Genomic DNA, 13,634 nt, shown 5'->3' on the forward strand with positions numbered 1-13,634 from the left:
CGCGCCATGAGCGACGACGACGTGGTCGACTGGCTGCTCGATTCCGACCCGGCGATCCGGTGGCAGGTGGAGCGGGACATCGTCGGCGTGCCCGCGTCCACGTGGGAAGCCACCCGCACACGCGTCGCCACCGAGGGACTCGGCGCTGCACTCCTCGCCCACCAGGACCCGGACGGGCAGTGGGCGGGCGGTGCGTACTTCCCCGCGGACTTCGACTTCGACGGTCCCGAGGCGAAGCAGCCCGGGCAGCCGTATACGGCGACGACCTGGTCGCTCAACGCCCTGCGCGACTGGGGCCTCGACGCCGCCGTGCTCGGGGACACCGCCGCGCGGCTCGACGCGAACAGCCGGTGGGAGTACGAGCAGCTGCCGTACTGGGGCGGCGAGGTCGACTGCTGCATCAACGCGTTCACGCTCGCGAACGGCACGTGGCTCGGGGCGGACGTGGACGGCATCGCGGACTGGCTGCTCGAGCACCAGCAGCCCGACGGCGGCTGGAACTGCGAGTGGGTCGAGGGCTCGACAGTGTCCTCGTTCCACTCGACCCTGAACGTGCTGGACGGGTTGCTGCACCACGAGCAGCTCACGGGCGGCCGGCACCCGCGCGCGGAGGAGCTCCGGGACGCCCGGCACCGTGGTGCGGAGTACCTGCTCGAGCGGCGGCTGCTGCACCGGAAGTCCGACGGCGAGGTCGTCGGCCCCTGGGTCCACCGCTTCGCGTACCCGTTCCGGTGGATCTACACCGCGTTGCGGGTGACGGACCACCTGCGCGCGGCATCGCTGCACGACGGCACTCCCCCGGACCCGCGCGCTGCCGAGGCCGTCGAGGTCGTCCGCGCCGCGCGGAACCCCGACGGCACCTGGACGCAGGGCGAGCGGCCGGCCGGGCGGCAGTGGTTCGAGGTGGACGTCGCCGCGGGTGAGCCGTCGCGGTGGCTCACGCTCTCGGGTACGCGGGTCCTGCGGTGGTGGGACGGCGCACGCCCCGCGTGACGCTCGGATCCGGTCTGTCGTCGCACAACCAAACTCAGCTCGCGCCGCGGAATGCCGTGGTTCGGCGTGACTTTGGTTGTGCGCGAGCGCGCGGCACCGCGCACCGCGCCCCGCGGCGCCGCGCCCCGCGAGAGCCCCGCCTACGCGCGCCGGCGCACCCGCGGGTCGACGAACGCGTACACGACGTCGACGATCACGTTCGCGGTCACGATGAGCAGCGCCGAGAACAGCGTGAAGCCGACGACCACCTGCAGGTCGAGCGTGTGCACCGCGTCGATCAGCAGCGCGCCGAGGCCCTGCATCGAGAACACCTTCTCGGTGATGACCGCACCGCCGAGCAGTGACCCGAGGTCGAGCCCGAACAGCGTGACCACGGGCAGGATCGCCGTCCGGAGTCCGTGGCGCACGACGACCTGGCGTTCGCGCAGACCCTTCGCGCGGGCGGTCCGGACGAAGTCCTGCGACATCGACTCGAGCATCTCGCCGCGGGTGAGCCGGGCGTAGATCGCCGCACTGATGAACGCGAGCACGCACCACGGCAGGATCAGGTGCGTCAGCCACCCGACGGGATCGTCACCGAACGCGACGTACCCGCTGGTGGGCAGGATGCCGAGCACGAACCCGAACAGCAGGATGCCGAGCAACCCGACGAGGTACGAGGGCGCGGACACCCCGGCGACGGCGACGGTCATCACGGCACGGTCGACGAACGTTCCCCGGCGCAGGGCGGAGAGCGCTCCGCCCGCGACGCCGGCGACGAGCCACAGCACGGCTGCGCCGACCGCGATCGAGGCGGTGACGGGCAGGCGGGACAGGATCAGGTTCGTGACGCTGTCGTGCAGTTGGAACGAGTAGCCGAAGCACGGTGCGGCGCAGTGGATGACGGAGGCGCCGGAGCCGAACGTCCGGCCGGTGAAGATCCCGGCGAGGTACGCCCCGAACTGCGCGAGCCACGACTTGTCGGTCCCGAGGAACGCCTGGACCTCCCGCAGCCGGTCGGGGGTGCAGGGCTTGTCACAGATCGCCCGGGCGGGGTTCGTCGGCAGCAGCATGAACAGCGCGTAGGTGATCGCGGCGACGACGAGCAGGACGACCGCGGCACCGAGGACGCGGATGGCGATGAAGCGGAACGTGCTCATCGTGCACCTCCACGGGGGTCGAGGGCATCGCGGAGCGCATCGCCGAGCACGTTGAAGGCCAGGGTGATCAGGAACAGCGCGAGACCGGGGAACACGAGGTACATCGGGTCGGTCTGCACCCACCCGATCGCGTCGCCGATGCTCCGACCCCAGGACGGTGTCGGCGGGGTCACGCCGACGGCGAGGAACGACAGGGCGGCCTCGGCACCGATCATCGAGGGGATGGAGATCGTCGCGTAGACGGTGATCGTCGCGGCGAGGTTCGGCAGCAGCTGGGTCCGGATGACGTGCCAGCGGCCGGCGCCCATCGCGGTCGAGGCGACGACGTAGTTCCGGCTCACGAGCGACAGGGTCTGACCGCGGACGACACGGGCGACGGACGGCCAGCCGAAGAAGCCGATGACGAGGACGACGAGCACGGGCTTCGGGAAGGACGTCGGCACGATCGCGGTGAGCGCGATCATGAACACGAGCGACGGGAACCCGAAGATGACGTCGACGACGCGGGACAGCACCCGGTCGTACCAGCCGCCGAAGAACCCGGTCGTGACGCCGACGAGCACGCCGATCACGATCGAGACGACGGTCGCGGCGAGGCCGATGCCGAGCGAGGTCCGCGCACCGTACGTCACGATGGCGAACAGGTCCCTCCCGGTGAGCGGCTCGACGCCGAACCAGTGCTCGCCGCTGATCCCACCGCCCACGCCCTTCGGCGCACCGAACGAGTTCAACGCGTCGATGTTGTAGCCGTACGGGTCCTGACCGGTGATCGCGGCGATGAGCGGCGCGGCGATCGCCACGACGACGAACACGACGATGACGACCGCGGACGCCACGGCCCAGCGGTCCTGCCGGACCCGGCGCACGACGGCGCGGAACCCGGTGCTCCGGTTCCCGGTGGCCGCGACCGGACGGTCGACGACGTTGGCGGTCACGAGGCCACCCCTTCCCACGCACGCCATGCCTCGCGGCGGGCGGCCTGTCGCACGGGGTCGGCGACGGGCGCCGCCGCGAGGAGCATGCGCGTGTAGTCCTGCTGCGGGTCGTCGAGCACCGCGTCGGTGGTGCCGCGTTCGACCACGCGGCCGTCGTGGAGCACGACGACCTCGTCGGCGAGCTGCCGGACGACGGCGAGGTCGTGGCTGATGAGCAGCATGCCGAACCCGAAGTCCTGCTGCAGGTCGGACAGCAGGTCGAGCACGGCCGCCTGCACGGTGACGTCGAGGGCCGAGGTCGGCTCGTCGGCGATCACGAGCGCTGGTCGGAGTGCGAGCGCCCGGGCGACGGCGACACGCTGCCGCTGGCCGCCGGAGAGCTGGTGCGGGAACCGCTCGGCCCACGACGGGTCGAGCTGCACCGCGACGAGCAGTTCGCGGACCCGTTCGGCACGGTCGGCCGCCGAGGCGGTGCCGTGCACGAGGAGCGGCTCGGCGATGCTCCACCCGATGGTCTGGCGCGGGTTGAGCGAGGACGCGGGGTCTTGGAAGACGATCCCGACGCGGCTGCGGAGCTCCCGCAGTCGTCCGCCCCGAGCCGTGCGGAGGTCGCTGCCGTCCACCTCGACCGAGCCGGCCACGACCGGCACCAGGCCGGCGAGCGCCCGCCCGATGGTCGACTTGCCGGATCCGGACTCGCCCACGAGGCCGAGGGTCTCGCCGGCGCGGAGCTCGAGGTCGATGCCGGACACGGTCGGTTCGCCGCGGCGTGCGTACCGCACGGCGACGTCGCGCAGCTGCGCGACGAGCGGACTGGAGGCGCGGGTCGGCTCCCCGAGACTCGCCTGCGCCGCTCCGAGACTCGCGTTGGGCGACACTTCTCGCGCCGTTCCGGCCGAGAACGGTCGCTCAGGCCGAGACTCGGGGACGGCTGCGTCCGCAGCCGACGTGGCGGAGCCGGCCCGCGCCTCCAGGCTGGGGACCGCGTCGAGGAGCGCACGGGTGTACTCGGCGGTCGGGTGCGCGAAGACCTCGGCGACCGTCCCGTGCTCGACCGGGTCGCCCCGGCGCATCACGAGGAGCTCGTCGGCGACGTCCGCCACCACGCCCATGTCGTGCGTGATGAGCAGGACCGCGAGGTCCCGCTCGCGCCCGAGCGTGCGGAGCAGGTCGAGGATCCCCGCCTGCACCGTGACGTCGAGTGCCGTCGTCGGTTCGTCCGCGATGAGCGCCACCGGGTCGCCCGCGAGCGCCATCGCGATCATCGCCCGCTGCAGCTGCCCGCCGGACAGTTCGTGCGGGTACGCCTTCCGGATCCGCTGCGGGTCGGTCAGTCCGGCGGCACGCAGCAGCTCGTCGATGCGGGCCGACACCCCGGCGCGGTCGAGCTCCGTCGGGTGCGCCGTGACCGCCTCGGCGATCTGCGTCCCGATCGAGAGCACGGGCGTGAAGGAGTTCATCGGCTCCTGGAACACGACTCCGATGCCCGCGCCACGGACCGCGCGCAGCTGGTCGTCCGTCGCGCCGACCAGCTCGGTACCGCGGAACCGGATGCTGCCGGTGACGCGGGCCTCTGGCGGGAGCAGGCCGAGCACGCTCATCGCGCTGACGGACTTGCCCGATCCGGACTCGCCGACCAGGGCGAGCACCCGACCGGGCGTCAGGGTGAAGGAGACGTCACGGACGACGGGCTCCGCGTCGCCGAACGCGACGCGGAGCCCCTCGACCTCGAGCAGCGGGGAACTCACTTCGCGAGCGAGACCTTGAGGTAGTTCGGGTACGCCGGGAAGTCCGCGATCTGGAAGTGCTGCACGTTCGAGCCGGCCAGGAAGGACTGCTTCGCGTACGTCAGCGGCACGATCGGGGCGTCGGCCATGATCTTCTTGTCCGCCTCGGCCCAGAGCTTCTGCGCGTCCTTCTGGTCGACGGTCGCGCTGGCTTCCTTGATGAGGGCGTCCACCTCGGGGTTGCTGTACTTCGAGACGTTGTAGCCACCGCCGCCGATCTGCGACGAGTCGTAGAGCGGCTGGATGTTGGCGTTCGCGCTCGGGAAGTCCGGCTGCCAGCTGAACAGCGCCAGGTCGAAGTCGGTGCCGTCGGTCGTCGCGGTGTAGAACGAGTCCGAGTCGAGCGGCTTCAGCGTGACGGTGATGCCGGCGCGCTTCAGGCCGGCCTGCAGGGCCTGCGACTGGGCGAGGCTCGACGGGTCGTTCTGGGTGGCGAGCGTCAGCTTGAGGTCGGACACGCCGGCCTCCTGCAGGAGCTTCTTCGCCTTCGCGACGTCACCCGACGCACCCGGCTTGTACAGGTCGTAGTCCTGGCGACCGGCGATGCCCGGCGTGATGAGCGTCGTGGCGTACGAGCCGGCGAGCGCACCACCGGCGGCGATCCGGTACGACTTCTTGTCGACGGCGTACTGCAGGGCCTGGCGGACCTTGAGCTCCTTGAGCGAGCCCTTCTGCGTGTTGATCGCCATGTAGGTGATCGGGCCGGCCTTCGACGTGGCGAGGCGGTCCTGCGCGGAGGGGTTCGACCGGACCTGGTTCAGTTCGGCGGCACCGAGGTACGTGGCGCCGAAGGAGTCCTTCGCGTCACCGTTGTCGGCGATGAGGGTCTGGGTGACCGTCGAGGGGTCCTGACTCTCCTTGAACACGACCTTCGACGGACCGGCGGTGCGGACGTCGTCGGTCTTCGCGCTCCACTCCTTGTTGCGGACGAGCGTGATCTGCGAGCCCTGCGTGTTCGACTGCACCTGGTACGGGCCGGAGGCGACGGGCTTGGCGTCGTACGCGCCGGTGTCGGTGCCGTCACCCTCGGGGACCGGGGCGAACGCGGGCATCGACACGAGCCACGGCCAGTCGCCGTACGCCGCGTTGAGCTTGAATACGATGGTGGAGTCGTCCGGCGTCTCGATGCTGTCGAGCGTCTTGCCGTCGAACGGGCCCTTGTAGGTGTCGCCGCCGACGAGGAGCGACTTGTGGTAGCTCAGGCCGCCGGTGAGGGTCGGCGCGAACGAGCGCTCGATGCCCCACTTGATGTCCTTCGTGGTGATCGCCGTGCCGTCCTGGAACTTCAGCCCCTTCTTGAGGTGGTAGGTCCAGGTCTTGCCGCCGTCGCTCGAGTCACCGGTGTTCGTCGCGAGGTCCGGGACGACCTTCGCCGTCTTGCCGGGCTCGACGTCCCACGCGGTCAGGCGACGCAGCACGAGGCCGAGGGTCGTGATGTTGAGGTTCTGACTGGTGGCCGGGTCCAGGTGGACCGCGGTCGCCGTCGTCAGGATGTTGAGCGTGCCGCCCTTGGCCGTGCCGCCCGATGCGTCGTCCGACGCCCCTCCGCCCGAGCAGCCGGTCAGGACCAGGGCTGCTGCTGCGGCGACCGCCGCGGTGATGGTCAGGCGCTTGGGGCGTCTCATGACGATGCTGCTCCTCGTGGGAAGTGGTGGGGGTGGCGACCGTGGGGTGGTCGCTGCTGCGGCTCGGGTCGGGTCACCGGGCGCCGTCCATCCTGACACCCGGGCGGTCGACCGTCCGAATCTCGTGCGCGCGGGACGACGCACGGCGTAACGGTGCAAGTCCCGTGCGACGTCCCGCTATTCCCGATGCGTCTGCACAGTGTTCGCGACGTCAGCGAACTGAAATGTGCCGTTCCACCGGACGGACCGTCGTAGGCTGCTCGTGGTTGCGTGGACCGCCGGAGCGCGACCAGGGCGAATGAGCCGAGGCCCGGAACTGGTAACGACAGTTGCCGGGCCTCGATTTGCCTTCCGAGTGGAAGCCAAGGGATGCAAACCCATCCCGAGTCAAACGCTCGGAACCGATGGTAGCCGAGCCCGCTCGGCTCCGCATCCCTCGGCCGAAGCTCCTCGTGTCCGCCGGCGACGACACAAGGAGGTCATCGATGTCGAACGACACCGAAGGCCGGACCAGGCGTCAGGCGCTCTGGTTGGGGATCGCGAGCTTGCTCGTGAACCTCACCAGGCTCGTGCTCGACCTGTTCCGCAAGGCGTAGGGAGACGAGCGTCCCCACACCGCGTCCATCGGTGTGGGGACGCTCCATCCGGCTCCGGCCGGTCAGGACAGGACGCGCGCCAGGAACTCGTTCCGGAACTTCCCCGTGGGGTCGAGGTCCCGCGCCACCGCAGCGAACGCGTCCAGCCGCGGGTAGACCTCGTGCAACCGCTCGGCACTCGCTGCCGAGACCTTGCCCCAGTGCGGCCGGGCATCGAACGGCGCGAGGGCCTCCTCGATGCGCAGGACCGCGGCGGCCACGGCGTCGGCGTCGCGTCGGAACGTGAAGTGGATCCCCACCGACTGCCGTCCGGACGAGGGCGCGAGCCAGGCGGTGTCGGGTGCGACCGTCCGGACCTCGGCGGCGATGAGCAGCGGTGCGAACAGCGACCGCAGCGGACGCAGGGCCTGCAGCGCGTCGACGGCGGACGACGCGGGCAGCAGGTACTCCGCCTGGATCTCGGCACCGGTCGACGGCGTGAACGAGGACCGGAAGTGCGGCAGCCGCTCGGACCAGGGCCCGGGGACGCCGCCCTGCTCGGTGACCCCGGCGGGGTCGTTCTCCCCCGGGTGCACGGGGCCGGTCGCGGGCCGGGCCCCGAGCGCGACGAGGTCGACGGCCGGAGCTGCCTCGTCGACGCGGCGCTTCACCCAGACCTGGCGTGCGCCGCGGTCGTCGAACGACGTGAACACCGACACCGAGTACGCGTCGGCCATGACCTCGTCGAAGTGGGTGACGACGGCGTCCCACGGCAGGTCGAGGTGCACGGTCGTGGCGACCTGGAACGTGGGCTCGACGGCGAGCTCGACCGCGGTGACGACGCCGAGCGCGCCGAGCGCCACGCGGTGCGCGTCGAGGGCACCGTCCGGCGTGGTCGCATCGACCCACGCCACGTCCCCGGAGGCCCGGACGACCTCGAGGCCGACCACCGCCTGCGCGAGCGACGGGTTGCGGATGCCGGAGCCGTGTGTGCCGGTGGCGACGGCGCCGGCCGTGGAGATGTGCGGCAGGGACGCGAGGTTCGCGAGGGCCCAGCCACGTGCCTCCAGGCCGGCCGCGACCTGACTGTGGACCATGCCGGCGGCGACGCGCACGACGCGACGGTCGGTGTCGATCTCGAGCTGGGGCGGCAGCCCCGCCAGCGAGACCTGCACCGCGTCGGTGTCCGCGATCCGGTTGAAGGAGTGCGTCGACCCGAGCGCCGTGAGGCGCGGTGTGCCCGCGACGATGCGCCGGACCTCGTCGACCGAGGTCGGCGAGACGAGCTCGGACGCCCGGTAGGTGACGTTCCCTGCCCAGTTCGTACGCGTCGCTGCGGTCACGGTCACGAGCCTAGAACCCCCGGTCGAGACGGTGCCACGTCTGCTGGAGCCGCACCTCGTCGCGGAAGCCGCGGGCGGTGGTGTGCTCGTCGATGACGACGAACTCGGTGCCGACCATCGTCGCGAGGTCCTCGACGACCTGCAGGCCGACGGCCGTGGTCATCACGGTGTGGTGCGCGGCACCGGCGGTGAGCCAGGCCTCGGCGGCGACCGGGAACGACGGGCGCGGCTCCCACACGGCGCGGCCGACCGGCAGCTTCGGCAGGGCTTCGGTGGGCGGTACGACGTCCACGACGTTCGCGGTGAGCCGGAAGCCGTCGCGGGTGTCGGACAGCGCGACCACGACGGCCTCGCCGGCGTCCGCGGTGAAGACCAGGCGGACCGGGTCGTCCTTGCCGCCGATGCCGAGCGGGTGGATCTCGAGCGTGGGCGTGGTGGTCGTGAGCGTCGGCGAGACCTCGAGCATGTGCGCACCGAGGATCTTCTCGGCCCCCGGCGTGAGGTCGTACGTGTAGTCCTCCATCAGGCTCGCTCCGCCGGGGAGCCCGGCACCGGCGACGTTCATCGCGCGGACGAGGACGGCGGTCTTCCAGTCGCCCTCGGCGCCGAAGCCGTAGCCGTCGGCCATCAGGCGCTGCACGGCGAGGCCGGGGAGCTGCTTGAGGGTGCCGAGGTCCTCGAAGTTGGTGGTGAACGCGGCGGAGTCGTTCTGCGCGAGCAGGGCACGGAGGCCGAGCTCGATGGCGGCGCCGTCGCGGAGGGACTGGTGGCGGTCGCCACCCTCGCGGAGCGACGGGTCGACGTCGTAGTCCTGCTGGTAGGTCGCGACGAGCGCATCGACCGCTGCCGTGTCGGCTTCCGCCGCGGCGACAGCCTCGGTCAGCTCGTTGACGGCCCACGTGTTCACCTGCACGCCGAGCTCGATCTCGGCCTCGGTCTTGTCGCCCTCGGTGACCGCGACGTAGCGCATGTTGTCGCCGAAGCGGGTGAGCTTGAGCTCCCGCACGGCCGCGGCGCCGGCTGCGGCTCGGGTCCAGTTCTGGACACGAGCGACGACGCGCTCGTCGGACACGTGTCCGACGGCGGTCGCGTGCCGGACCCCGAGCCGCGCCAGCATGTACCCGAACTCCCGGTCGCCGTGCGCCGCCTGGTTGAGGTTCATGAAGTCGAAGTCGATGTCCGCCCACGGCAGCGTGACGTTCGCCTGCGTGTGCAGGTGGAGCAGCGGCTTCGTGAGCGCCTGCAGCCCGCCGATCCACATCTTGGCGGGGCTGAACGTGTGCATCCAGGTGGTCACGCCGATGACCTTGTCGTCCGCGCTGGCCTCGATGAGGGCGCGGCGGATGCCGTCGGCGTCCTTGAGCACGGGCTTCCAGACGAGCTTCACCGGCAGCGCACCCTCGAGCTGCGCGTGCACGGCACGTGACTGTTCCTCGACCTGGCGCAGGGTCTCCTCGCCGTACAGCCCCTGGCTCCCCGTCAGGAACCAGACCTCGTAGCTGTCCAGGGTGGCTTGCGGGTTCACCTGCGTCATCGCATGGCTCCTTCTGGGTTCTGTCCGTAGACGTTCTGGTAGCGATCGAAGAGTCGATCGATGTCATCCGGTGCGATCGGCACGGTCTCACCGCCCTGCCGGGCGATGTGCACGGTCCGGGCGACGTCCTCGCACATCACCGCGGCCTTGACCGCGTCGCGGGCGTCGCGACCGATCGTGAACACGCCGTGGTTCTGCATGAGGACCGCCCGTGACCGGTGGCCGCTCAGGGTCTCGACGATGCCGTGGCCGATCGAGTCGTCGCCGATGATCGCGAACGGACCGACCGGGATCGGGCCGCCGAACTCGTCCGCCATCGCCGTGATCACGCACGGGATCTCCTCGGCACGGGCGGCCCACGCGGTCGCGTACGTCGAGTGGGTGTGCACGACGCCGCCGACCTCGGGCATGTTCCGGTACACGTACGCGTGGGCGGCGGTGTCCGAGGACGGGCCGTGCTCGTTGCCCCAGCCGTCTGCGGGCACACCGTCGAGCGTGCAGACCACCTGGTTCTCCGGGGTCAGGTCGTCGCTCGACACCCCGGACGGCTTGATGACGAACAGGTCGGTGCCGGGGACGCGTTCGGAGACGTTGCCGCCGGTCCAGATCACCAGTCCGTAGCGGACGAGTTCGCCGTGCAGCCGGGCGACGCGTTCACGGGTGGCGGCGACCGCCTGCTGGGTCTCGTCGTTCATCGGGTCACTTCCTCTTCCTGGAGGCGCGGCTCGGCACCCGTCGTCGGTTCGCCGTGGTGGGTGGTGGCGCTGGGTCGGGTCGCGGCTGCCGCGGCGGCCTGGACGGGGAGTGCTGCGCGGTACCGGTCGAGGTAGGTCTGGAAGCCCGCGACGTCCCGCTGCTCGGGGTCGGCCACGTGCACCGCGTCGCCCCCGAACACCGTGTCCGCCAGGAAGTCCGCCAGGTGCTGGTCGGTGTGCTCGAGGTACGCCGCGAGCACCGCGATGCCCCAGGCCCCGCCCTCGCCCGCGGTCTCCTCGAGGGCGACCGGCACCCGCAGGGCCGCGGCGAGCAGCTGCTGCGGCGCACCGGGCGTGCGGAAGAGTCCGCCGTGCGCCGTCATCCGGTCGACCCGGACGTGCTCGGCGTGCAGGACCTCCATGCCGATCGCGAGGGTGGCGAACGCGCCGTGCACCTCGGAGCGCACGAGGTTGCCGAGCGTGAACCGCGCATCAGCGGTCCGGAGCAGCAGGGGCCTGCCGTCCTCGACGTGCGTGACGGGTTCGCCCGCGAGGTAGTTGAAGGACAGCAGCCCGCCGGCGTCCGGGTCGGCGTGCGCCGTCTCGGCCAGGAGGGTCGCGTAGACGGTGTCCGTGTCGAGCGGCTGGCCGGCGGCGTCGGCGAACCGGCCGAAGACCTTCGCCCAGCTCGCGATCTCGCTCGCGCCGTTGTTGCAGTGCACCATCGCGACGGCGTCACCGGAGGGCGTGGTCACGACGTCGAGTTCCTCGTGCGGGGTGCGCAGTGCGTGCTCGAGGACGACCATCGCGAAGATGCTCGTGCCGACGCTGACGTTGCCGGTGCGGGGGGCGACGGCGTTCGTCGCGACCATGCCCGTGCCGGCGTCGCCCTCGGGCGGGCAGAGCGGCACGCCGGGCTGCAGGGTGCCGGTCGGGTCGAGCCACGCGGCGCCCTCGGGGGTGAGGTCGCCGGCGTGCTCCCCGGCCACGAGCACCTCGGGCAGGAGCGTGCGGAGGTCCGGCACGGACCCGCCCAGCAGGGCCTGCGCCGTGGCGAGCTTGTCGTGGTCCCAGTCGCGGTGACCGGGTTCGCCCGGCCCGCTGTCCACGGGGCTGCTGTCGATGGGGAACATGCCGGACGCGTCGCCCACCCCGAGGACGTCGCGGCCGGTGAGCCGACGGTGCACGTACCCGGCGAGGGTCGTGATGCCGGCGAGCTCGGCGACGTGGGGCTCCTCGTCGAGGACCGCCTGGTACAGGTGCGCGACCGACCAGCGCAGCGGGACGTTGAAGTCGAGTGCCTCGCTGAGCCGTTCGGCGGCCGGACCGGTCGAGGTGTTGCGCCAGGTGCGGAAGGGCACGAGCAGCTCGCCCGCGGCGTCGAACGCCAGGTAGCCGTGCATCATCGCGCTGACGCCGGCGGCGCGGAAGGTCGTCGGGGTGACGCCGTACTGCGCCTCGACGTCGGCCACGAGGGCGGCGTAGGCGGCGCGGAGTCCGGACTCGACGGCCTCGAGGGAGTAGGTCCAGCGACCGTCGACGAAGGCGTTCTCCCACTCGTGGGCGCCCGCGGCGATGGGTACGAGGTCCTCGTCCACCAGGCACGCCTTGATGCGCGTGGAGCCGAGCTCGATGCCGAGTGTCGTGCGGCCGTCCACGACCTGTTGCCGGCGATCGTCGCCCATGCGTTCCTCCAGAACCTCGTCGTCCTCCGTGAGCGCTCACATCCTGGCACGTGAGCGCTCACGCACGCAACGCCGCCGCGCGCGTCGTGCCGAGGTCGCACGATCGGTCGCCTGGCGGCGCCACGAACGACACTTCGTGCGACCTCGCCGAAGGCACAGGGCACGACCCGCCCCGCGGACTACGCGCCGATCGTGCTCTCGCGGATGACGAGCGTCGGGGTGACCGCGGAGGACGCCGCCGCCCCGCCGTCGATCAGGTCGAGCAGCGCACGCCCCGCCACCCGCCCGAGTTCCTCGAGCCGCAGGTCCACCGTGGTGAGCGGCGGCCGGCTCGCGAGCGCCATCACGTCCCAGTCGTCGAACCCCGTCACCACGACGTCGTCGGGCACCGACCGCCCGACCTCCCGCAGCCGGTCGCACACGCCACGGGCGATCTGGTCGCTCCCGCAGACGATCGCGTCGACGTCCGCCGATCCCCGCGTCAGCACGTCGACGGCCTGCCGCCCCCACCGCTCCGACCACTCGCCGTACAGCGGTTCGCCGACGAGCCGCGACCCGAGCACCGACACCGCGCCGGCCACCCGTCGCTCGGCGGACCGGTGCCGTGCGGGCCCGGTGACGATCGCGACCCGCTGCCGACCGAGTGAGAGCACGTGCGACGCCACCTCGGACGAACCCGCGGCGTCGTCGAGGGTGATCGAGACGTCGGCGTCCGAGGTCGACGGCGTGAACGCGTAGACGACCGGCATGGGCACGTCGATCGGGGGGCGGGGGTCCGCGGAACGCCCGGTCACGATGATGCCGTCGACCCCGCGTGCAGCGAGCGAGCGGAGGTAGTGGGCCTCCCGCACGTGGTCGTCGCGGGTGTCGCACAGGAGCACGGCCATCTGCCCGGCGGACAGGGCGTCCTCGGCGCCGAGCAGCACGGGGATGGAGAACCGGCCGAACGAGTCCGTCGTGATCATGCCGACCGTGTAGGTCCGGCCGGACGACAGCGCACGAGCCCGGGCGTCGCCGACGAACCCGAGCTTCTCGGCGGCGTCCTTCACCCGGGCCCGGGTGGCGTCCCGGAGCTGTCCGGTCCCGTTGAGCGCCTTCGAGGCCGTGCCGATCGACACCCCGGCGAGCGCGGCGACGTCGGTGATCCGCACGGGCTGCGACACACGATCGATCGTCACGGCAACCACCTTTCCGGATCACGGGACGTGTCCATGAGTCTATCCACCGATTGTGCCGCAGCCCTTGCGCCGGGCTCGCACGTGTCGTAGCGTCCCCGCCAGAAACCGTTTTCCGCACCCGACCACGGGTCGGCAGACGGACCAG

General features: G+C 71.6%; 10 protein-coding genes. 1 reads left to right on the forward strand and 9 read right to left on the reverse strand.

All coding sequences use genetic code 11. The annotated features are described in order from the left end of the window. Positions 1 to 6: 6 nt before the first annotated feature. Positions 7 to 993 carry a squalene cyclase gene (locus tag CRP27_RS07260; protein ID WP_097180024.1) on the forward strand — a complete coding sequence of 329 codons (987 nt, stop codon included), beginning with the start codon at positions 7 to 9 and terminating at the stop codon, positions 991 to 993. A gap of 140 nt (positions 994 to 1,133) precedes the next feature. Here CRP27_RS07260 and CRP27_RS07265 read toward each other — a convergent pair whose 3' ends face one another. The 9 genes from CRP27_RS07265 to CRP27_RS07310 form a co-directional block, all read right to left on the reverse strand. After that, the gene (locus CRP27_RS07265; protein ID WP_097180025.1) at positions 1,134 to 2,132 is read right to left on the reverse strand and encodes an ABC transporter permease; all 999 of its coding nucleotides are present in this window, start codon (positions 2,130 to 2,132) and stop codon (positions 1,134 to 1,136) included. Continuing rightward, positions 2,129 to 3,067: an ABC transporter permease gene (locus tag CRP27_RS07270; RefSeq protein WP_097180026.1), complete on the reverse strand. Its 939-nt coding sequence runs from the start codon at positions 3,065 to 3,067 to the stop codon at positions 2,129 to 2,131. The genes CRP27_RS07265 and CRP27_RS07270 overlap by 4 nt, the downstream gene beginning before the upstream one ends. Next, positions 3,064 to 4,815, reverse strand: coding sequence for an ABC transporter ATP-binding protein (locus CRP27_RS07275; RefSeq protein ID WP_097180027.1), 1,752 nt, complete (start codon positions 4,813 to 4,815; stop codon positions 3,064 to 3,066). The genes CRP27_RS07270 and CRP27_RS07275 overlap by 4 nt, the downstream gene beginning before the upstream one ends. Further along, the gene (locus CRP27_RS07280; protein WP_176505498.1) at positions 4,812 to 6,479 is read right to left on the reverse strand and encodes an ABC transporter substrate-binding protein; all 1,668 of its coding nucleotides are present in this window, start codon (positions 6,477 to 6,479) and stop codon (positions 4,812 to 4,814) included. The genes CRP27_RS07275 and CRP27_RS07280 overlap by 4 nt, the downstream gene beginning before the upstream one ends. Before the next feature lie 658 nt (positions 6,480 to 7,137). Continuing rightward, the gene (locus tag CRP27_RS07290) at positions 7,138 to 8,397 is read right to left on the reverse strand and encodes a D-arabinono-1,4-lactone oxidase (RefSeq protein ID WP_097180341.1); all 1,260 of its coding nucleotides are present in this window, start codon (positions 8,395 to 8,397) and stop codon (positions 7,138 to 7,140) included. Between the two features lie 10 nt (positions 8,398 to 8,407). Next, on the reverse strand, positions 8,408 to 9,931 hold the full coding sequence (araA, locus tag CRP27_RS07295) for an L-arabinose isomerase (protein ID WP_097180030.1): 1,524 nt from the start codon (positions 9,929 to 9,931) through the stop codon (positions 8,408 to 8,410). Further along, on the reverse strand, positions 9,928 to 10,626 hold the full coding sequence (locus tag CRP27_RS07300; RefSeq protein ID WP_097180031.1) for an L-ribulose-5-phosphate 4-epimerase: 699 nt from the start codon (positions 10,624 to 10,626) through the stop codon (positions 9,928 to 9,930). The genes araA and CRP27_RS07300 overlap by 4 nt, the downstream gene beginning before the upstream one ends. Then, positions 10,623 to 12,311, reverse strand: coding sequence for a xylulokinase (locus CRP27_RS07305; RefSeq protein ID WP_101686000.1), 1,689 nt, complete (start codon positions 12,309 to 12,311; stop codon positions 10,623 to 10,625). Before CRP27_RS07305 ends, CRP27_RS07300 begins: the two co-directional genes overlap by 4 nt. 179 nt (positions 12,312 to 12,490) lie before the next feature. Next, positions 12,491 to 13,489 (reverse strand): LacI family DNA-binding transcriptional regulator, encoded by a 999-nt coding sequence (locus CRP27_RS07310; RefSeq protein WP_097180032.1) that lies wholly within the window; start codon positions 13,487 to 13,489, stop codon positions 12,491 to 12,493. Positions 13,490 to 13,634: the final 145 nt, after the last annotated feature.

Origin of the sequence: Curtobacterium sp. 314Chir4.1, from assembly GCF_900215175.1 — a bacterium.
GTDB classification, from domain to species: domain Bacteria; phylum Actinomycetota; class Actinomycetes; order Actinomycetales; family Microbacteriaceae; genus Curtobacterium; species Curtobacterium pusillum_A.